We start from the raw sequence: 19,217 nt of genomic DNA, 5'->3' as shown, positions 1-19,217 counted from the left end.
ACGGGCACTCGCCGCCGCGCTTTCTTAAACACGTCCTAGGCGTCCCGCTGTCCGCGCCGGACATGACGGAGGAGGAGGCCCTTGCCGCCGGGATGCCGGCGATGGGCGCAGGGCACGAGTGGCTCAACGTCGCTGAGCAGCCGGGGCGTCCGCAGTACGCAAGGGACCTCGGCATCCCGCTCACCAGCCTCGACACCTGGGCGCGTGAGCACCTCGGAGGAGCGGCCTGACGCGGTGCGAACCGCTCCCCCAGCACGTCCGGGGCGCTCCTCCGGCGCGGCCGAGGTACGCATCGTCCCGATGGATCGGCCGGTCGGGTTCCTACCGAGGGGAGGCGGGAGTCGAGCTGGACAGCGCAGACGCTGCCTTGCACGTCCGCGGCCCCGAAGTCGACCGGAGCTCATCGCCGCACCGAAGGGCGGTCCAACCCGAGGTTCTCCCGCAGGGTCGCGCCTTCGTAGTCGCGGCGGAAGAGCCCGCGGTCGCGCAGGATCGGCACCACTGCGTCGGTGAGCAGGCGGACGCCTTCCGGCAGGTAGGAGGGCAGCAGGACGAACCCGTCGGATCCGCCGCCGGTGAAGCGCTCGGTGAGCAGGTCGGCGATCTGCTCCGGAGCACCGACCGGGACCCAGTGCCCGGACGAGCTGACCTCCATCTCGATGAGGCGTCGGATGCTGTAGCCCTCGGTGACGGCGAGCTCCTTGAACACGCCGTAGCGGCTCTGCCGCCCCTGCACCGTCTCGACCGGCGGGAGGATCTCCGGGGGAATCGTCCCGTCCAGGTCGAGACCGGACAGGTCGACGCCACCGAGCTGCTTCTGCAGCCGCTCCAGCCCGATCTCGACGTTGATCAGCTCACGCAGCTCCTTGGCCAGCGCCCTGGCCTCGGTCTCGGTCGGCGCGACGATCGGGCTCACTCCGGGCAGGATCAGGACCTTCTCGGGGTCCCGGCCCGCGGCGGCGACCCGTGCCTTCAGGTCCCGGTAGAAGTCCCGGGAGTCCTCGGGCGTCTGCTGTGCGGTGAAGACGACCTCGGCGTGGCGGGCGGCGAAGGCCTTCCCGTCCGGTGACGAACCGGCCTGCACGAGCACGGGTCGCCCCTGCGGACTGCGCGGCACGTTGAGCGGGCCCTCCACGTGGAAGTGCGGGCCCACGTGGTCGATCCGCTGCACTTGCTCAGGCCGGGCGTAGGTGCCACCGGCTCGGTCGGCGACGATCGCATCGTCGGACCAGCTGTCCCACAGCTTGGTCACGACCTCGACGAACTCCTCGGCACGGGCATAGCGCTCGGCGTGCGAGGGCAGCGGTCGCCCGCCGAAGTTCACCTCCCCCCAGGCCGACGTGACGATGTTCCAAGCCGCTCGGCCGCCGCTGATGTGATCGAGGGACGCCATCTGGCGGGCCAGGTTGTACGGCTCGGTGAACGTGGTGGAAATGCTGCCGATGAAGCCGATGCGCTCCGTCCGCCCCGCCAACGCGGAGAGCAGGGTGATCGGCTCCAGGTGTCCGAAAGGGCCGGCCTTGATCCTCGACGTCTCCAGCGTCAGCCCGTCGGCGATGAACAACGCGTCGAGCTTCGCAGCCTCCGCCCATCGGGCCAGGTCCGTGTACAGGTCGAGCGAGGTGATCTCCTCGACCCGGCTGCCCGGCCTGCGCCAGGCGCCCTGATGGTTGCCCACGCTGCCGATGAGCATGCCCAGCCGCATCCGACGCGGCGCGCCGGCGGTCACGACAGCACGTCCGGTTCGTCGTGCAGCACCTGCTGCAGGTGCGGCTGGTAGTGCTGCTCGGCGAGCTCCGGTGTCAGCGTCCACTTCCCCAGCAGCGACTCGGCGATCCGCTCGCCCCGGCCCGCGGCCTCGAGGAGGAGCTGTGCCTTGGCCGCGCGTTCGGCCGCGATGAAGTAGAAGGCCGCCTCCGGCAGCGAGCGACCGACCGTGATGAACCCGTGGCCGCGCTGGATCAGGACCTTGGCGGTCGGTCCCAACGAGTCGGCGGTGGTCCGGCGCCCCTCTCCCACCAGCCCGAAGTCCTCGTGCACGGCCTGCAGGCCGTGGATCAGGGCGGCGTCGGTGGTCAGGGGATCGAGGACCCGCGGCTGGCTGGCCCAGGTGAACCCGTACGGCGAGTGCACGTGCACGACCGCGACGGCGTCCGGCCTGGCGCTGTGCAGGACGTGCTGGCTCGCGAACCCGGAGACGGCGGCGCCGGCCGGGCCGCGCACGATCGTCCCGGATGCGTCGACCAGGAGCAGGTCGGACACCCGGACCCGGCCGAACGGGACCTGCCAGGGGTTGGCCCAGAAGAGCTCGTCGGAGCCGGGTTCGCGGACGGTGAGGTGTCCGTTGAACCCGAACTCGTAGCCCAGGCGGGCGAACAGCCGAAGTGTCGCGGCGAGGGCGACCTTCCGGTTGTGCCGTTCGTCGTCGACCTCGGGCGCGGGGCCGGGGGCCGCGGCGTCGGGCGAGGCGTGCAGAGTGGCGGTCATCGGTACCTCCGGTCAGTCGGCGTTCTTCGGGCGGAAGTCCTGCGGCAGGAGCCAGTGCTCGGGCCGGGGGACCCAGTCGAGGTTCTTGTTCACGGCCCAGGTCAGGGGTTGCGGCCAGAGGAAGACGACGTGCGGGTTGTCGTGGAACTCCTGGGTGGCCCGGTCGAGCAGGTCGGTCTGCTGCTCCCGAGAGGTTGCCGTGGTCAGCTGGTCGACCAGGGCGTCGTAGGCCGGGTCGGAGAAGTGGCTCTGGCTGTAGGTGCTCGTGTAGATGCGCAAGCGCTCTGCCGGCGCGCGGTAGCCGCTGGAGTAGCCGATGTAGATCAGGTCGGCGACGTCGTCGGTGTAGCTCCGCTGGACCCAGCTGGGGAACTGCGCCGTGGTCACCTTGATCCGGATACCGACCTCGCCCAGCTGTTGGGCAATCGCCTGGGCGATCGGGTCCGAGGCGATGTACGTCCCGGTGGACAGCGCCAGCTCCAGGTCGAGCCCGTTCGGGTACCCGGCCTCGGCGAGCAGCTGCCTGGCCTTGGCGGGGTCGTGGGGGTAGGCCTGCAGGTCCGGGTTGACCTGGTCGTAGGGGGCGTTGAGGACCTGGCCGGAGCTGGGCTGGATGTCGGGCCCGAGCAAGCTGGAGGCGATGGTCTTCTTGTCGATGGCGTAGTTGAGGGCCTGCCGGACGCGGGGGTCCTGCAGCGGCGGCTTGGTCTCGTTGATCCGCAGCGTCATGTTCCACGAGCTCCACTGGGACCCGGTGGTGTAGCGGTCGCTGCCGGCGAACTGGGTCAGGCTCTGCGGGTCGAGCTGGATGGCGGCGTCGACGCTGCCGGACTGCAGGGCCTGCACCCGTGCGGCCTCGGTGCCGAGGACCTTGAAGGCCACCTTGTCGTAGTAGGGCTTGTCCCCGTAGTAGTTCGGGTTGCGCACCAGGGTGGCGCCGTTCTCCAGGTCGACGGACTGGAGCTGGTACGGCCCGCTGCCGAGCGGCTCCAGTACCGGGTTGTGGGACTCGACCCACTTCTGCTCGGTGAAGGTGGTGGTGCTCAGGCGTTCGTCGAGGTCGAGGTACGGCTTCTTCGTGGTGACGACGACGGTGTGGGCGTCGGGTGCGTCGACGCGGGCGATGATCGCCCGGAGCGCCGGGCCCGAGGTCAGCTTGGTGGTCGGGTCGAGCAGGCGGTCGAAGTTCCACTTCACCGTGGCGGCGTCGAGGGGGTCGCCGTTGGAGAACTTCACGCCGTCACGCAGCACGAAGGTCCATTGGACGTCGCTGTCCTGCCGCCACGACGTCGCCAAGTCGCCGACGAGCTTCTGGTCCGGTCCGATCTTCGTCAGGCTGGAGAAGATCGCGCCCTGTACCGTGGCGTCCCCGTCGATCGAGCCCGAGCTGCCCGGGTCGAGGCTGGTGAGTTGGCGGGACAGCCCGAGGGTCAGGGTGTCGGTGTCGGTCCCTGCACCTCCGGAGCCACCGCCGAGGGCACCGCTGCAGCCTGCCATCAGCAGCACGGCGGCGCCGGCCAGGGCTGCGCGCAGGGCGCGGCCGCTCGTTCTGGACATGGTGGTTCCTTTCGCTCTCAGGCGGAGGTGGGCACGACGGCCGGCCCGGCGAGGCGGCGACCGGGGACAGCGGCGAGCAGCGACGCGGTGTACGGGTGCTCCGGTCGGCCGAGGACCTCCTCGGTCGGCCCGCGCTCGACGATGCGGCCGCCCTGCATCACGGCGACGTCGGTGCACAGCCCCTTGATCACCGCGAGGTCGTGGGAGATCACGACGTAGGTCAGGCCACGCGTCTCACGCAGCCGTCGGAGCAGGGCGAGGATCGTCGCCTGCACGGACAGGTCCAGGGCCGAGACGGGCTCGTCGGCCACGACGAGCGTCGGATCGAGGGCCAGGGCCCGGGCGATCGCGACGCGCTGGCGTTGCCCGCCGGACAGCTGGTCGGGTCGCCGTGCGGCGAACGAGGCCGGCAGATCGACCTCTGCCAGCAGCTCCTCGATGCGCTCGCGCCGGGCCCGTCGCTCGGCGGGCGTCCCGGACAGCTCGATCGGCTCACCGATGATGCGGTCCACCGTCAGGCGGGGATCGAGCGACCCGTACGGGTCCTGGAAGACGTACTGAACGCGGCGCCGCCAGCGCGCCCGGCCCGCGCCGTCCAGGGTGTGCGGGTCGTCGCCGTCGTGCAGGACGGTGCCCTCGGTCGGCCGATCGAGTCCCACCACGAGGCGGGCCAGTGTGGTCTTCCCGGAGCCGGACTCCCCGACCAGGCCGAGCGCCTGGCCGGGGTGGAGGACGAGGTCGACGCCGTCGACCGCGCGGATCGGCGCTCCGCCGCCCGAGCGGAACTGGCGCACGGCGCCCCGGACCTCGAGGACCGGCCGCCCACCCGCGGCGACCGGCGGAGGGGCCGGGTCGTCCAGCCGTGGGACGTTCGCCAGCAGCGAGCGCGTGCGCTCGTGGGCCGGCCGCTCGAGAACCTCGGCGGTCGTGGCCTGCTCGACGATCCGGCCGGCGTGCATGACGGCGACCCGGTCCGCCCGGTCGGCGACGACCCCGACGTCGTGGGTGACCAGCAGGACCCCCAGGCCGAGGTCGGCGCGCAGGGTGTCGAGCAGGTCGAGCACCTGGGCCTGCACACTCACATCGAGGGCCGTCGTCGGCTCGTCCGCGACGAGCAGTCGGGGCGACCGGGCGATCGCGATCGCGATCATGATCCGCTGGTTCAGACCACCGGAGAACTCGTGCGGGTAGGCGGTGAGGCGCTCTGCGCCGCGCGCGATCCCGACCTGGTCGAGCAGTTCGACGACCCGCCGGCGGGCCCCCGCGCGGTCCCGCCGGAGCCCCGCGGGCAGCGCTTCCCGCAGCTGGGCCCCCACGGTCAACCGCGGGTTGAGGGCCACGGTCGGGTTCTGGAAGATCACCCCGACGTCGTCGGCCAGCATCGCCCGACGCCGCTTGTCGGTCAGCGCCAGAAGGTCCTGCCCGTCGAGCGCGACCCGGCCGCCGACGACCCGAGCGGCACGGGGCAGCAGGCCCACCACGGAGAGCGCGGTGAGGGTCTTCCCCGAACCCGACTCGCCGACCAGCCCGACGGTCTCGCCACGACCGACGGTCAGCGAGACCCCGTCGACGACGTCCGCCTCCTTGATCCGCGTGCGGAGGTCGGTGACCTCGAGCAGGGGGTGTCCACCGGTCATGCGTCGGCCCTCCCGGCCGTGGAGAAGCGTTCGGCCAGCCGGTCGCCGGCGAGCTGGACCCCGACGATCACCACGACCAACGCGGCGCCGGGGAAGATCGAGACCCACCAGGCGCCGGCCAGCTGCGCCTGTCCGGAAGCCACCATCTGGCCCCAGTCCGGGGTCGGCGGCTGCACCCCGAGGCCGAGGAAGCCGAGGCTGGACTCGAGGAGCAGGACCGTGGAGAAGGTCAACGTGGCGGCAACGAGCACGAGCGGGCCCAACGCCGGCACGACGTGCCGCCGCACGACCTCGACCGTGGACGCACCCGCCAACCGGGCGGCCTCGATGAAAGGTTGCGCCGCGACGAAGGTGGCATGGACGCGCGCGATCCTGAAGTTCAGCACCCACGAGCCGAGGGCGAGGACGACGACCAGCGCGACGGTGCCCGATCCGGCGAACGCGAGCACGACCAGGGCGAGCAGGATGCCCGGCACCGCGAGCTGTACGTCCGCGAGCCGACCGAGCGTGGCGTCCCAGTACCGGCCGCCGAGCGCGGCGACCACGCCCAGACCGACGCCGAGCACCGCGGACAGCACGGTGGCGACGAGCGAGACGCCCAGGGCGACCCGCCCTCCGTAGAGCACCCGGCTCAGCACGTCGCGGCCCAGCTCGTCGGTACCGAAGGGGTGCACCGCGGACGGTGGTCGGAGCAGGCCGGTGAGGTCCTGGGCAAGAGGATCGTGCGGCGCGACGAGGGGCGCCGCGATGGTGAGGACGGCGACCGCGACGACCACGACGGCGCCGACGATCCCGTAGACGGGCCGGCGGCGCGCCGGTGCCGCGGTGACGGCGTCGGTGGAGGTGGTGATGACGCTCATCGGCGGTTCCTCGGGTCCAGCAGGGCTGCGAGCAGGTCGACGGCCAGGTTGACCAACACGAAGCCGATCGCGATCACGCAGACGCAGGCGAGCACGAGCGGGTAGTCGCGGTTGTTCAAGGCCGACACCGAGAGCTGCCCGAGCCCGGGCCAGCCGAACAGGGCCTCGGTGACGATCGCGCCGCCGAGCACCATGCCGGCCTGGACACCCAGGACGTTCAGCACGGGCGGCAGGGCGTTAGCGACCACGTGCCGGGCCGTCACCGCGGCCGGCGCGATGCCCTTGGACCTGGCCGTGCGGACGTGGTCGAGCTCGGCCACGTCGAGCAGCGCGGTCCGGAAGATCCGCCCGACCGGCGCCGCGACGACGACGGCGAGCGTCAGGGCGGGCAGGACGAGGTGCGCGAGCGTGCCCCCTCCTGTCGCGGGGAGCGAACGGAGCACGATCGCGAACACGAAGATCAGCAGGATGCCCAGGAAGAAGCTGGGGATCGCGTCGAGCGCGGTGAGCAGCGACAGCGGGAGCCGGCGGAGCAGGGGCCGCCGGGCCGTCGCCCCGAGGTATCCGGCCGCGGCACCGAGCAGCGTGCCGAGCAACAGTCCGGTCAGGCCCAGGGTGATGCTCGCGGGCAACCGCTCGGCCACCAGGGCGAGCGGCGACTCGTCGTAGCGGATCGAGTCGGGCAGGTCCCCGGTCACCACGCGGCCGAGGAAGGTCGCGTACTGCTCCAGCGGCGGCCGGTCGAAGCCCATCAGGGCGGTGATCCGCTCGAGCTCGCCGGGTGGCGCGTCGGGGGCGACGAGCAACTGGGCAGGATTGCCCGTGGCCAACAGGGAGAAGAAGACAAGGGTGAACACGGCCCAGACCGCCACCAGAGCGGTCGCCAGCCGGCCCGCCACGTAACGGGCCGAGAGAGGCGCCCGGCGGCGGGGGCGGGGCGCCGGGGCGCCGGGTGGTGGCCCGACCTCGAGGGGGCTCGGCTCGTGACGAGTGACCGTCATGCCGGCACCGCCGTCCCACGGCGGGCGAGCTCGGCCCGCACCAGCGGGAGGACCTCACGGCCCAGGTCTCGCGCGTCCCGCAGCGGGTCGTAGCCGCGCACGGAGAGGATGTCGCAGCCGATGTCGACGTAGTCGAGCAGCGCGGCGGCGACGGTTTCCGGCGAACCGACCAGCGCGGTGGAGGCGCCGGCTGCGTCGGTCGCGGCCGCCGGAGCCGTCCACAGTGCCCGGTCGTGCCGGTCGCCGCGGGCCGCGACCGCGAGCAGGCGCTGGGAGCCGACGTTCCGGGGGTTCGGACCGCCGGTGGTGGAGTTGCGAACGTGGTGGTTGCGGATCCCGCCGAGGATGTCCTCGGCCCGCCGCCACGCCTGGGCATCGGTCGGCGCGAGGATGGGACGGAACGACACCCAGATCCGCGGGCGGGCCCGGCCGACGGCGTCGGCGTGCGCGTCGACCGCGGCGATCTGCTCCGCGGTCTCGGCGAGGGGCTCACCCCACAGGCCGAACACGTCGCCCTCGGTGCCCCCGAGCCGGTAGGCCGCCTCGGAGGACCCGCCCACGGAGATGGTGAGCGGGCCGCCGACCGGCCGTACAGCGGCGGTGAAACCGTCGAACCGGTAGAACTGGCCGCGGTGGTCGTGCGGGCCCGGACCGCTCCAGAGCCGCCGCAGGATGCGGATGTACTCCGCGGCCCGGCGGTAGCGCGTGTCCTTGTCCAGGTAGTCGCCCTCCCGCCGCTGCTCGGCGTCGCTGCCGGCCAGCACGTGGATGCCGAGGCGCCCGCGGGAGAGCCGGTCGAGTGTCGCGAACGTGCGGGCGGCGTGGACGGGGTGCACCACACCGGTCCGGTGCGCGAGCATGACCTTGAGCCGCTCCGTGTGGGCGAGGACCCAGCCGGCGAGCTGGCCCGACTCCGGTGCGCCCGAGCTGTACGGCACGAGGGTCCAGTCGAACCCGCCGTCCTCGTAGACGCGGGTGAACTCGGCCAGGTAGTCGTGGTCGACGGGCTCGTTGGTCGGCACGGCCGCCTCGCTGTAGTACGAGGCGCCGATCATGCCCACGAACTCGACGGTGCGGGCGGGTTCCCGGCCGCGCGGGCCGGGGACGGGGTGCGCGTCGGTCACGCGGCATCACCTCTGCAGGACGGGCCGGACCGGCCCGTGCGGCAACGCCTCGACGGGCGCACGTCGAACGGGGGTCCGGGAAGAACGAGGGCACACGCCCGGGAGCGTGCCCGGGACGGGACACGGCGAAGGCCGGACCGCGCGCAGCGGTCGGGCGGTCAGCGGGCGAGACAGCTCGCGGAGTGGACGGTGCCGTGGTCGATGACCCGACGCTGCGTCAGGCCTCCCGCCGCGCGGACGAGCACACGCAGCGACGCCGCAGCGCCCGGACGGGGTCCGGACGTGACGGAGCGCGGCATTCGAGGCACGGACATGAGCAAAGCCGATGGCCCCTGGTGATGTCCAACGACGAAACCGCATCGCAATCGAGAAGCAGATGCGATCGATCGTCCGTGTCGCCCGGGCCACGGTTGGGGCTGATCTGGATATTCGGGGTGCTCCGGACGGGAGGGATGCGGCAAGTCGACCGACGCAGCTACCGTCCTCCGCGTGCTTCCCGGACGTCTGACGCAGCGGCGGTGGATCGACCGCGGCCTCGTCACGACCTCCGGCTGTCGCGGCTGACGCCTGACCCCGTCACCCGCCGACCGCCCGCGACCCGCGGGCGCGAACCCAGGAGCACCCATGTCCTCGTCCGACCCTGCGGCCGCGCACGCCACCGGCCCCGCCACTTCCGCGGCGACCGATCCGGTCACCGTCGAGCGCCCCGCCCGACGGCTCGGCGCCGACTGGATCGCCGTGATCGTCGCGGCCGTCCTCGTCCTGCTGGCAGCGACCGGCCTGCTGCCGTCGATCCCCTTCCTGGTCAAGTGAACGCCCCCGCGTCCACCGCCGTCTCCGTTCCGGCCGCACGAGTCGGCGCAGCCGGCAGGGGCATCGCGCGAGTGCTCCCCGGTTTGCTGCTCCTGCTCGTGGTCGGGCTCGTGGGGGTCGCCCTCCAGGTGGGGCTCCGCGCCCTCGGCGCCGCGACCGCCACCACGCTGCCGGACGTCGAGTACGTGCTCTGGGCCATTCTCATCGGGCTCGCCGTGCGCAACACCGTGGGTGTGCCGGCAGTGTTCCGCCCGGGCGTCGCGACATACGAGTTCTGGCTCAAGATCGGCATCGTGCTGCTGGGCGCCCGCTTCCTACTCGGCGACCTGGCGAAGCTCGGCGGGTTCAGCCTCGGCCTGATCCTGGTCGACATGTTCGCCGCGACGGCGGTGATCCTGCTGGTGGGGCGGGCGTTCGGGCTGGGCGGCAAGCTGTCCACCCTGCTCGCGGTGGGGACCTCGATCTGTGGCGTCTCCGCGATCATCGCGGGCAAGGGCGCCATCGACGCCGACGACGAGGACTCCGACTACGCCATCGCCGCCATCCTCGCGCTCGGTGCCGTCGCCCTGTTCAGCTTTCCCGCGATCGGGCACGCACTCGCCCTGACCGACACGCAGTTCGGCCTGTGGGCGGGGCTCGCCGTGGACAACACCGCGGAGACGACGGCGACGGGCGCCGCGTTCTCGCAGGAGGCCCAGCAGGTCGCCGTGGCGGTGAAGAACACCCGCAACGCCCTGATCGGCGTGGTCGTGCTGATCTACGCGCTGTACTGGTCCACCCGCGGCGGCGTGGCCGTCGCGCCGGGCTGGCGGGCGCGCGGCGCGTTCGTGTGGCGCACCTTCCCGAAGTTCGTGCTCGGGTTCATCGCGGTCTCGGCCCTGGCCACCGCCGGGGTGCTCGGCAAGGCCGAGATCACCAGCCTCGGGAACCTGTCGAAGTGGGCCTTCCTGCTCTGCTTCGCCGGTGTCGGCCTGAACTTCGACCTGCGCGAGGTCGCCCGAAGCGGTGTGCGACCGTTGATCGTGGCCGCGCTCGGCCTGGTCGTCGTGGCAGGCTGCTCGCTCGGCCTGGTGCTGCTGACCTCGGACCTGCTCGGTGCGAGCTGATCGGGTTCTCTCGTACGGATCGATCGCCGCTCCTGATCGGTCGTGATGCAGGATCGTCGTTGGACGAGGGGCGCGCCCTCGGATTGGCTCGGGGTATGCCGCTCGTCAGCTCCGCCACGGATCCCGCGCCCGACGTGGAGAGAGTGCGATGAGCCGTCCGCACAGCACCCCCTGGGGCTCGTTCCGCGGCGAGATGGTCGCGGGCACTCTGCGGCTGCACCCGCGCGACGGCGACCCGGATCCCTCGCCGATCCTGCACAACGTCCCGTCGGCGGTCGACCACCCCGCGCGGGTGCGCCGGCCCGCCGTCCGGCGAGGGTGGTGGGAGGACGGGCCGGGCCCCACGGAACGCCGGGGACGCGAGGGGTTCGTCGAGGTCGGCTGGGACGAGGTGCTCGACCGGCTGGCAGCCGAACTCGCCCGGGTTCGGGACGCGGTCGGGCCGCAGGCCGTCTACGGCGGCAGCTACGGCTGGGCCAGCGCCGGGCGCTTCCACCACGCCCAGAGCCAGGTGCACCGTTTCCTCAACCACGCCGTCGGCGGGTACGTCCGGTCCGTCGGCGACTACAGCGGCGCGGCGGCCCAGGTGGTCCTGCGGCACGTACTGGGCCCCTCTGAACTGGTCTCGAAGGGGACCGTGACCTGGGACCAGGTCGCGGCACACACCGACACCGTGCTGGCCTTCGGCGGGATGAACCTCAAGAACAGCGCGGTCGCCGGCGGTGGGATCAGCGCGCACGTCGAGCGGGGTGCGATGGCTGCCGCCGCCCGCCGCGGAGCGCTGTTCGTGAACATCGGGCCACTGCGCTCCGACCTGCCTGCGGAGGCGGGAGCGCGTTGGTTGTCCGTACCGCCGGGCTCGGACACCGCGCTGATGTTCGGTCTGCTGCACACCCTGCTCCTCGAGGACCGGCACGACACGGCGTTCCTGGAGCGGTACTGCGTCGGATGGGAGCGCGTGGCGAAGCACCTGCTCGGCGCGGACGACGGCACCCCGAAGGACGCGGCCTGGGCCGCCGGGATCACGGGCGTCCCCGCCGACGAGATCCGTGAGCTGGCCCGCCGCGCCGCCGGTGGGCGGACGCTGGTCACCGTGGCCCAGTCGCTGCAGCGTGCGGAGTTCGGCGAGCAGCCGGTCTGGGCCGGCCTGGCGCTCGCCGCGGCCCTGGGGCAGATCGGCCTGCCGGGCGGCGGGTTCTGCTACGGCCTCGGCTCGATCGGACACTACGGGCGCCGCAGGGTGGACGTCCCGGTCGGTGCCCTCCCGCAGGGCACCAACGGGATCGACGTGGCCATCCCGGTCGCGCGGGTCGCCGAGATGCTGCTGCATCCCGGGGCGGGGTACGACTTCGACGGCGAGCGCCGGCGCTATCCGCACGTCCGGCTCGCGTACTGGGCGGGCGGCAACCCGTTCCACCACCATCAGGACCTGGGTCGGCTGCGCCGGGCGTTCGGGCGGCTCGACACCTTCGTCGTGCACGAGCCGGTCTGGACGGCAACCGCGCGGCACGCGGACGTCGTGCTGCCCACGACCTGGACCCTGGAGCGGGAGGACATCGGCGCCGGCCCGTTCGATCCCGTCATGACGGCGATGCACCGGCTGGTCGACCCGCCGGGCGAGGCCCGCGACGACTACGCGATCTTCACGGGGCTCGCCGAGCGGCTCGGGGTCGGCGCGGCGTTCACCGAGGGCCGGGACGTGCGCGGTTGGCTGGAGCACCTCTACGCGCGGACTCGTGACGGGCTCGCGGCGCGGGGCCTTTCGGCGCCCCCGTTCGACGAGTTCTGGGCGGCCGGGGAGCTGTCGCTGCCGCAGCGGCCGGACGACGGGGCGCTGGTCGGCGCCTTTCGTGCGGATCCCGACACCGCTCCACTGCCGACCCCCTCCGGCCGGATCGAGCTCGCTTCCGCGACGATCGGCGCGTTCGGGTACGCCGACGCCCCCGGTCACCCCGCCTGGCTGCCGCCCACCGAGCTGCCGGACTCACGACACCCGCTGTGGCTCGTCGCCAACCAGCCCGCGACCCGCCTGCACTCGCAGCTCGACTTCGGCGCGCACTCCCTGGCGCACAAGGTGCGCGGCCGCGAGGTCGTGCGCGTGCACCCGGACGACGCCGCCGTGCGCGGCATCGCCTCGGGGGACCTGGTCCGGCTGGTCAACGACCGCGGCTCCTGCCTCGCCGCCGCCCTCGTGACCGACGACGTCCGGGCCGGGGTGGTCCAGCTTCCGACCGGTGCCTGGTTCGACCCCCTGGACCCCTCGGCCGAGGTGCCGTTCTGCGTGCACGGCAACCCGAACGTCCTCACGCGGGACCACGGCACCTCGTCGCTGGCCCAGGGCTGCACCGGCCAGCACACGACCGTGCAGCTCGAGCGCTACGACGAGCCGGTCCGCCAGGTCCGCGCCCACCGCCCGCCCCTGTGAGTGGCGGGGTGAGTGGCGCTGGTCGCCATGACCCCCAGCGCCGCTCACGGGCAGTGCTAGGGGGACCAGCCGAGGGCCGGGGCGACCTGCTGCGCCAGGTCGGTGATCAGCCGCAGGTTGGCGTCGAGGCCGAAGGCCGGTGGCAGGAAGAGCACGATCTCGTCCGCAGCGGCGAGGCCGGGATCGGCCAGGACCGCCTCCGTGACCTGTTCGGGGTCACCGTGGTGCACCGGGCTGATCACGTTGCCGTTCGGTGGGGTCCCCCCGATCACCGGTTCCAGGGCACCCTTCGGTCGCGACGCAGCCATGCCCTGCGTCCGACGCTCGTGGTCGTAGGCCGCGTAGGCCGCCCGCAACTCCGCCGTCGTTCCCGGCAGTATCGACGCGGCCACCGCGACGGGCGGCGGTTCGGTGCGGTGCTCCGCCCGCCAGGTCTCCCGGTACGCCTCGATCACCCGCGCCTGGTACTCCGGAAACGTCTCCCCCGGCTCCAACCCGTGCAGCACCGTGCCGGTGATCAGCCCCAGGCCGATCCGGGCCGCGTCCACCGCGGAGTCGAGGCTCGCCGCGCCGCGTCGGAGCCGGCCGCGCAGACCGGGGCTGTGCGGCGTCACCCGCACCTGCGTCCCGACGGGCGCGCCCTGGCCCGGGCCGTCGACCGTGTGGACCGGCTCCCCCGCCACCGCGGCGAGGAACCGGGCCAGCCTGGCCCTGGCCTCCGTCCGCGGATCGCTGGAGACGGCGCCGAACACCGGGTCCCACAAGGCCGTCGAACCGGTGGCGAGCGCCAGGTCGAGCCGCCCGTCCACGAGCAGGTCGGTCGTCCCGGCGGCCTCGGCCAGGAGGATCGGGTCCTGGTAGCGCATGGGGATCACCGCGGATCCGAGCCGGATCCGGGAGGTGTGCTGCCCGACGGCGGCGAAGAACGGCACCGGCGAGGACAGGTAGTGGTCGAAGTGCCGCTGGTAGGCCCAGCCGGCTTGGTAGCCGAGCTCCTCGGCGGCGCGGAACAACGCGATGCCGTCCCGCAGGCCCTGCGCCGGGCCTTCGGAGTCCGACCACGAGACCCGGGTGTTGAACCCGAGTGTCCGGGTCTGCACGGTGGTGGTCACGACGCACCCACCGGGAGGGAGTCCAGCAGCGTGCGGGTGTACTCCTCCTGCGGCGAGTCGAAGATCTGCGCGACGGTCCCCTGCTCGACGACCCGGCCGCGGCGCATCACCGACACCGTGTGCGCGAGCTGGCGCACCAGCGAGAGATCGTGCGAGACGAACACGTAGGTCAGGCCCTGCTCGGCCTGCAGCCGGAGCAGCGTCTCCACGATGTCGGCCTGCACGGTGACGTCCAGGGCCGAGGTGGGCTCGTCGAGGACGAGCACCTCCGGGCGCAGGACGAGCGCCCGGGCGATCGCGACCCGCTGCCGCTGCCCGCCGGACAGGGCCGACGGCCTGCGGGACACCAGGTGCTCGCCCAGCCCGACCGCCGTCAGCGTCTCCCGCACCAGCTCATCGCGCTCGCGCGGGGACCCGACCCGGTAGCGATCCAGCGGCTCGCGGACCAGCCGCTCGACCTTCCACAGAGGATCGAGCGAGGTGAACGGGTTCTGGTAGATGAGCTGAAGGTGCCGCCGCACGCTGCGCAACGAGGCGTGCGAGCGCCCGCGCAGCTCCTCCCCCGCCACAGCGATCCGCCCCGAGTCCGGCTGCTCGAGCCCCGACAGCAGCCGGATCGCCGTGGTCTTGCCCGAGCCCGACTCGCCGACCAGGGCGTGCGTGGTGCCCGCCGGCACCGAGAACGAGACGTCGTCGACGGCCGTGAGCGACCCGAAGGACTTCGTGACCGCCTCGACCTCGATCTTGGGCGCGCCCGCCCGTCCCAGGTCGCGCAACTGCGCGTAGCGGTCCGGGTTCAGGGCCGGGACGTCGGCGTGCAGCCGCCGCGCGTAGTCCGACGACGGGGCAGCGAACACCTCCGCCGTGGGCCCGGTCTCCTGCGCCACCCCGTCCTTCAGGACCAGCAACGAGTCCGCCCGCTCGGCGGCGATCGCGAGGTCGTGGGTGATCAGCAGCAGGCTGATGCCGAGGCTCTCGCGCAGCTCCGAGAGCAGATCCAGGATCCGCTTCTGGATGGTGACGTCGAGGGCGGAGGTCGGCTCGTCGGCCACCAGGAGGGCCGGCCTCGGGAGCACCGCGAGCCCGATCAGGACGCGCTGCAGCATGCCCCCGGAGAGCTGGTGCGGGTAGGAGAGGAACACCCGCTCCGGATCCGCGAGGCCCACCTGCGCGAACGTCTCCAGGACGGCCGCCCGCCGGTCCGGCTTGGCGAGCCCGTCGACGAGCTCTGCGGCCTCCAGTGCTTGGGCGCCGATGGTCCGCACCGGGTTCAGCGCGTTCCCGGGGTCCTGCGGGACGAAGCCGATCGTCCGGCCGCGAAGCCGACGGAAGTGCCGTTCCGGCAGCTCGAGCAGCGCGCGGCCGACCAGCTCGACGCGTCCGGATGCCTTGCCACCGGTGGGCAGCAGGCGCAGCAGAGCCTTGGCGATCGTCGACTTGCCGGAGCCCGACTCGCCGATGAGCGCGAGGCTCCGCCCGGCGCCCAGCTCGAGGTCGACGCCGCGGACGACCTCGTGCCCGCCGTACGCGACGCGTAGCCCCTCGACCTGCAGCAACGGCGCGACGGTGCTCTCGGGGCGTTCCAACGTGCTGGTCAGTCGGTCTTGCGGAGCCATCGGCTGATCCTGTTCACGGAGAGGACGGTGACGATCGTGACGACGGCGGGGGCCCACACCAGCCAGGGCGCGAGCGGGTACTCCCGCCCCGAGGAGATCAGCAGCCCCCAGTCCGAGGCGGGCGGCGGGTCGCCGTAGCCCAGGAACGCGAGGCTCGCGATCGTCAGGATGGACAGCCCGAACTGCAGCACCGCGAGCTGCAGCACCGACCGCGAGGCGTTCGGGAGCACGTGCCGGAACAGCACGTAGGCGCGCGAGCCGCCGAGCAGCAGCGACGCCTCCACGAACACCGCGCTGCGGGCCTTGAGCACCTCCGAGCGGAGCACCCGGGCGAACACCGCGACCGCCGAGACGCCGGTGGCGACGGCGGCGTTGATCGTCTGGAAGCCCAGCGCGCTGACGATCACGACGGCCATCAGGAAGCTCGGGATGGCCAGCAGCACGTCGACGAACCGCGCCAGGGTGGTGTCGACCAGCCCGCCGAAGAACCCGGAGAGCAGCCCGAACAGCCCGCCGACGACGAGCCCGATCAGCACGGCCACCAGCGCGCTCGACACGCTGGAGGCGGTGCCGTGCACGACCCGGGCGAACTCGTCGCGCCCGAGATGGTCGGTACCGAACCAGTGCGCACCGCTGGGCGGCCGGAACAGCTCGGACGGAATCCCGTCGACCGGGTTCTGGCGGCTGAACACGCCCGGCGCGATCGACCAGGCGAGGACCAGCGCGACGACCACGAAGGACACGACCACGGTGGGCGGCACCCGCCAGACCCGGCGCGTGGGCAGAGCAGGGGCCTCGGTGGTGGTGACGGCGGTGAGGGTCATGCCACGGCCACCCTCGCCTCGGGCCGCACGACCGTCACCCGCGGATCCAGCAACGGGTACACGAGGTCGGCCAGCAGGTTCACGAGGACGAACACCACGGCGGCCAGCGAGACCACGGCCTGCAGGACGGGCAGGTCCTGGCTGGCCACCGAGCTCTCCACGAGGCTGCCCAGCCCGGTCCGGCCGAACACCGCCTCGGTGATCACGGCGCCACCCAGCACCTCGCCGATCATCACCGCGAGCACCGTGACGACCGGCAGCGCGGACGGCTTGAGCAGGTGCCGCAGCAGCAGCCGCGCCTGCCCCAGTCCGCGGGCGCGGGCCACCCCCGCGTAGTCCTGCTCCGCCTCGCGGTCCAGGTTCGCGATGAGCACCTCGGCGACCTGGGCGGAGACCCAGACGCCGAGGGTGAGCGCCGCGAAGAACGTGGCCCAGGGGCTGTCCGCGTCGATGGCCCGGAACAGGCCGAGCCCGAACGAGAAGATCTGGATCAACAGTAACCCGACGAGGAAGCCCGGGACGGACAGGAACAGCGAAGGCACCGAACGCAGGGCCGGGCCGAAGGGGCGCGGCAGGTACCGCACGCCGAACGCGATCCCGAAGGCCAGCAGCAGGGCGAGGCCCAGCGAGGCACCCGCGAGGACCAGCGTGGACGGCACCACCTCGCCGATCATGTCCGCCACCGGCCGGTTGGACCGCAGCGAGACGCCGAGATCACCGGTCACGAAGCGGGACAACGCCTCCCAGAGCTGCACGAGCACCGGTCGGTCCAGCCCGTAGTAGGAGACGATCCGGGCGATCTGCTCCTCGGTGAACCCGTTCTGCGGGTTGCGCAGGGTCGCGGTCACCGGGTCCCCCGGCAGCACGCTGATGACCACGAATGTGGCCACGTACGACAGGAGGATCACCAGCACGGCCTGTCCCGCGCGACGCAGCGCGAACGGCAGGTAGCCCCGGCTCACCGCTGGTCCCCGATCCAGGCGGTGTAGTAGTTCGCGTAGGCCAGGCCGTTGTAGGTCACGTCGTGCACCCGCGGGGACTGCAGGTAGAGGCGCTGCACGATCTGGGTCAGCGGCACGAAGTAGCCCTGGTCGAGCACGTAGCCCTGCAGCTCGTCGAGCTGGGTGTTGCGCGCGTTCGGGTCGCTGGCGCCCGCGACGTCGGTGGCGAGTTGGGTCAGCTTCTGGTCGCTCTGGCCGACGCCGAACCAGTTCTCGCCCTTGTTGGCGTCGGTGAGCACGCCGCCGACGGTGCCGGCGTCGATGAAGCTGCGCGTGATCTCGTAGGCGGGCACCGTCGGGCTGCCGACCTTGATCCGCTGGCCGTAGGTGACGACGTCGAAGGCCTGCAGGTCCACCTTGAAGCCGATCTTGCGCAGCTGCTGGGCGACCAGCTCGTCGACGGCCTTGGAGGTGGCCAGGTACGGGTTCGGGTAGAGGGTCAGCGCGAGTGGGGTGCCGTTCTTGGCGCGAGTGCCGTCCGGGCCCTTGGCCCAACCGGCCTCGTCGAGCAGGGACTCGGCCTTGGCGGCGTCGAACGCGAAGTCCGCGGAGTGGTCGGTCGCGCCGGGCACGTTGCTCTGGATGAACGAGGTCGCGGCGAGCCAGTCCGGGGTGTAGACGGTGTTCAGGATCTCCTGGCGGTCGATGCCGTGCTGCAGCGCCTGCCGGACCTTCACGTCGTCGAACGGCGCGACCTTGGTGTTGATCGCGAAGCCGTTGACGAACCCGAGGTAGCGCGGTGCGGCGACCCCGAAGCCCTGCGTCTTGAAGCTCTCGAGCTCTTTGGGCGAGGGGTTGTAGGCGACGTCGGCCTGTCCCGACTGCACCGACGAGGTGCGGACCTGCTGCTCGCTGACCTGCTTGTAGGTGATCGTGTCGATCCGCGCGGGCCCCTGGTGCGACAGCACCGGCGGTGCCCAGTCGTAGTCGGGCCGCTTCTTGAGCACCACGCTGTCGGAGTCCTTCCAGGACTCGACGACGTACGGGCCGCTGCCGATGTCGTTCTTCAGGTCCGCCTGCTGGTCCGCGGGCAGCGCCAGGCTCTTCGGCGAGATCAGGATCGAGCCGTGGTAGCCCAGCGTCGGGATGAAGCCGAGCGTGGGTGAGGTGAAGGTGACCTTGACCGTCGCCGGGTCCACGACCTCGGCGGCCTTGTAGGTCTTGGGGAACAGGCCGATCGGCTGGATGCCGCGGCTCGCGTCGCCCTTCGACCACATGTCGAGATTCGCGACGACCGCGGCGGCTTCGAGCGGGGTGCCGTCGGAGAAGGTCACGCCCGACCGCAGGTGCAGCGTGAACTCGGTGGCGTCGGCGTTCTGGTCCCAGCTGGTGGCGATCCAGGGGGAGGTCTTGCCGTTCTCGTCGACGTAGACGAGCTTGTCGGTGACGTGCCCCCAGATGTGGCCCTGGAAGCTGGAGATCGCGCTGTTGTTCGGGATCCAGGTGTCACCGAGGGAGTCGATCAGGAAGGTGAGGTCGCCACCGTCCCGGGGCGTGCCCGACCCGGCGGACTGCGCGCCACCCCCGGCACAGGCGGTGGCGACGAGCACTGTGGTGAGGATGCCGATCGCTGCCTGGACCAGGCGCCGGGCACGCGGCACGCGGCGCGCCGTGCGGGACGTCGTCATGAGTGTTCTTCTCTCTCGGGTTTGTC

At 72.3% G+C, this 19,217-nt stretch carries 15 protein-coding genes and 1 pseudogene; 4 read left to right on the top strand and 12 right to left on the bottom strand.

Annotation, left to right across the window (positions count from 1 at the left end; translation table 11 throughout):
• Nucleotides 1-230: pseudogene (locus ACFQH9_RS19695) on the top strand (hypothetical protein); the annotation flags it as partial.
• A gap of 170 nt (nucleotides 231-400) precedes the next feature.
• Here the strand turns inward: ACFQH9_RS19695 and ACFQH9_RS19690 are convergent.
• Genes ACFQH9_RS19690 through ACFQH9_RS19660 form a run of 7 tightly spaced genes read right to left on the bottom strand, consistent with a single transcriptional unit; the run spans nucleotide 401 to nucleotide 8,666 of the window.
• Nucleotides 401-1,729, bottom strand: coding sequence for an LLM class flavin-dependent oxidoreductase (locus tag ACFQH9_RS19690; protein WP_379567626.1), 1,329 nt, complete (start codon nucleotides 1,727-1,729; stop codon nucleotides 401-403).
• Complete coding sequence (locus ACFQH9_RS19685) at nucleotides 1,726-2,487, bottom strand: class II aldolase/adducin family protein (RefSeq protein WP_379567625.1); 762 nt, start codon at nucleotides 2,485-2,487, stop codon at nucleotides 1,726-1,728. The genes ACFQH9_RS19690 and ACFQH9_RS19685 overlap by 4 nt, the downstream gene beginning before the upstream one ends.
• A gap of 12 nt (nucleotides 2,488-2,499) precedes the next feature.
• Nucleotides 2,500-4,044: an ABC transporter substrate-binding protein gene (locus tag ACFQH9_RS19680; RefSeq protein ID WP_379567624.1), complete on the bottom strand. Its 1,545-nt coding sequence runs from the start codon at nucleotides 4,042-4,044 to the stop codon at nucleotides 2,500-2,502.
• A gap of 17 nt (nucleotides 4,045-4,061) precedes the next feature.
• Nucleotides 4,062-5,681: a dipeptide ABC transporter ATP-binding protein gene (locus ACFQH9_RS19675; protein WP_379567623.1), complete on the bottom strand. Its 1,620-nt coding sequence runs from the start codon at nucleotides 5,679-5,681 to the stop codon at nucleotides 4,062-4,064.
• Complete coding sequence (locus tag ACFQH9_RS19670) at nucleotides 5,678-6,541, bottom strand: ABC transporter permease (protein ID WP_379567622.1); 864 nt, start codon at nucleotides 6,539-6,541, stop codon at nucleotides 5,678-5,680. Before ACFQH9_RS19670 ends, ACFQH9_RS19675 begins: the two co-directional genes overlap by 4 nt.
• Nucleotides 6,538-7,542 carry an ABC transporter permease gene (locus ACFQH9_RS19665; protein ID WP_379567621.1) on the bottom strand — a complete coding sequence of 335 codons (1,005 nt, stop codon included), beginning with the start codon at nucleotides 7,540-7,542 and terminating at the stop codon, nucleotides 6,538-6,540. The genes ACFQH9_RS19670 and ACFQH9_RS19665 overlap by 4 nt, the downstream gene beginning before the upstream one ends.
• The gene (locus ACFQH9_RS19660; RefSeq protein WP_379567620.1) at nucleotides 7,539-8,666 is read right to left on the bottom strand and encodes an LLM class flavin-dependent oxidoreductase; all 1,128 of its coding nucleotides are present in this window, start codon (nucleotides 8,664-8,666) and stop codon (nucleotides 7,539-7,541) included. The genes ACFQH9_RS19665 and ACFQH9_RS19660 overlap by 4 nt, the downstream gene beginning before the upstream one ends.
• A gap of 624 nt (nucleotides 8,667-9,290) precedes the next feature.
• Here ACFQH9_RS19660 and ACFQH9_RS19655 point away from each other — a divergent pair.
• From ACFQH9_RS19655 to ACFQH9_RS19645, 3 genes are all read left to right on the top strand, one after another.
• Complete coding sequence (locus ACFQH9_RS19655) at nucleotides 9,291-9,479, top strand: hypothetical protein (RefSeq protein ID WP_232868846.1); 189 nt, start codon at nucleotides 9,291-9,293, stop codon at nucleotides 9,477-9,479.
• A 71-nt stretch (nucleotides 9,480-9,550) separates the two neighbouring features.
• Nucleotides 9,551-10,585, top strand: coding sequence for a YeiH family protein (locus ACFQH9_RS19650; protein ID WP_379567619.1), 1,035 nt, complete (start codon nucleotides 9,551-9,553; stop codon nucleotides 10,583-10,585).
• Nucleotides 10,586-10,733: 148 nt separating this feature from the next.
• Nucleotides 10,734-13,010: a molybdopterin-dependent oxidoreductase gene (locus tag ACFQH9_RS19645; protein ID WP_379567618.1), complete on the top strand. Its 2,277-nt coding sequence runs from the start codon at nucleotides 10,734-10,736 to the stop codon at nucleotides 13,008-13,010.
• Nucleotides 13,011-13,066: 56 nt separating this feature from the next.
• Here the strand turns inward: ACFQH9_RS19645 and ACFQH9_RS19640 are convergent, their stop codons facing one another.
• The 5 genes from ACFQH9_RS19640 to ACFQH9_RS19620 are packed head-to-tail and all read right to left on the bottom strand — an operon-like array spanning nucleotide 13,067 to nucleotide 19,191.
• On the bottom strand, nucleotides 13,067-14,122 hold the full coding sequence (locus tag ACFQH9_RS19640; RefSeq protein WP_379567617.1) for an LLM class flavin-dependent oxidoreductase: 1,056 nt from the start codon (nucleotides 14,120-14,122) through the stop codon (nucleotides 13,067-13,069).
• On the bottom strand, nucleotides 14,119-15,738 hold the full coding sequence (locus tag ACFQH9_RS19635; RefSeq protein ID WP_379567616.1) for a dipeptide ABC transporter ATP-binding protein: 1,620 nt from the start codon (nucleotides 15,736-15,738) through the stop codon (nucleotides 14,119-14,121). Before ACFQH9_RS19635 ends, ACFQH9_RS19640 begins: the two co-directional genes overlap by 4 nt.
• A complete protein-coding gene (locus ACFQH9_RS19630; RefSeq protein WP_379567615.1) occupies nucleotides 15,717-16,562 on the bottom strand; it encodes an ABC transporter permease in 846 nt (281 codons plus the stop codon). Before ACFQH9_RS19630 ends, ACFQH9_RS19635 begins: the two co-directional genes overlap by 22 nt.
• Complete coding sequence (locus ACFQH9_RS19625; RefSeq protein ID WP_379567614.1) at nucleotides 16,559-17,524, bottom strand: ABC transporter permease; 966 nt, start codon at nucleotides 17,522-17,524, stop codon at nucleotides 16,559-16,561. Before ACFQH9_RS19625 ends, ACFQH9_RS19630 begins: the two co-directional genes overlap by 4 nt.
• Nucleotides 17,521-19,191, bottom strand: a complete 1,671-nt coding sequence (locus ACFQH9_RS19620; protein ID WP_379567613.1) for an ABC transporter substrate-binding protein — start codon at nucleotides 19,189-19,191, stop codon at nucleotides 17,521-17,523. Before ACFQH9_RS19620 ends, ACFQH9_RS19625 begins: the two co-directional genes overlap by 4 nt.
• Nucleotides 19,192-19,217: the final 26 nt, after the last annotated feature.

The sequence above is a fragment of the Pseudonocardia lutea genome (assembly GCF_042658055.1).
Classification (GTDB): Bacteria; Actinomycetota; Actinomycetes; order Mycobacteriales; family Pseudonocardiaceae; genus Pseudonocardia; species Pseudonocardia lutea.
This window is presented reverse-complemented; position numbering and strand designations above follow the sequence as displayed.

Excerpts from the sequence above, each read along its gene's own strand:
- ACFQH9_RS19685 (WP_379567625.1), bottom strand. The coding sequence starts at position 2,487 with ATGACCGCCACTCTGCACGCCTCGCCCGACGCCGCGGCCCCCGGCCCC.
- ACFQH9_RS19680 (WP_379567624.1), bottom strand. The coding sequence starts at position 4,044 with ATGTCCAGAACGAGCGGCCGCGCCCTGCGCGCAGCCCTGGCCGGCGCC.
- ACFQH9_RS19675 (WP_379567623.1), bottom strand. The coding sequence starts at position 5,681 with ATGACCGGTGGACACCCCCTGCTCGAGGTCACCGACCTCCGCACGCGG.
- ACFQH9_RS19670 (WP_379567622.1), bottom strand. The coding sequence starts at position 6,541 with ATGAGCGTCATCACCACCTCCACCGACGCCGTCACCGCGGCACCGGCG.
- ACFQH9_RS19665 (WP_379567621.1), bottom strand. The coding sequence starts at position 7,542 with ATGACGGTCACTCGTCACGAGCCGAGCCCCCTCGAGGTCGGGCCACCA.
- ACFQH9_RS19655 (WP_232868846.1), top strand. The coding sequence starts at position 9,291 with ATGTCCTCGTCCGACCCTGCGGCCGCGCACGCCACCGGCCCCGCCACT.
- ACFQH9_RS19645 (WP_379567618.1), top strand. The coding sequence starts at position 10,734 with ATGAGCCGTCCGCACAGCACCCCCTGGGGCTCGTTCCGCGGCGAGATG.
- ACFQH9_RS19635 (WP_379567616.1), bottom strand. The coding sequence starts at position 15,738 with ATGGCTCCGCAAGACCGACTGACCAGCACGTTGGAACGCCCCGAGAGC.
- ACFQH9_RS19630 (WP_379567615.1), bottom strand. The coding sequence starts at position 16,562 with ATGACCCTCACCGCCGTCACCACCACCGAGGCCCCTGCTCTGCCCACG.
- ACFQH9_RS19620 (WP_379567613.1), bottom strand. The coding sequence starts at position 19,191 with ATGACGACGTCCCGCACGGCGCGCCGCGTGCCGCGTGCCCGGCGCCTG.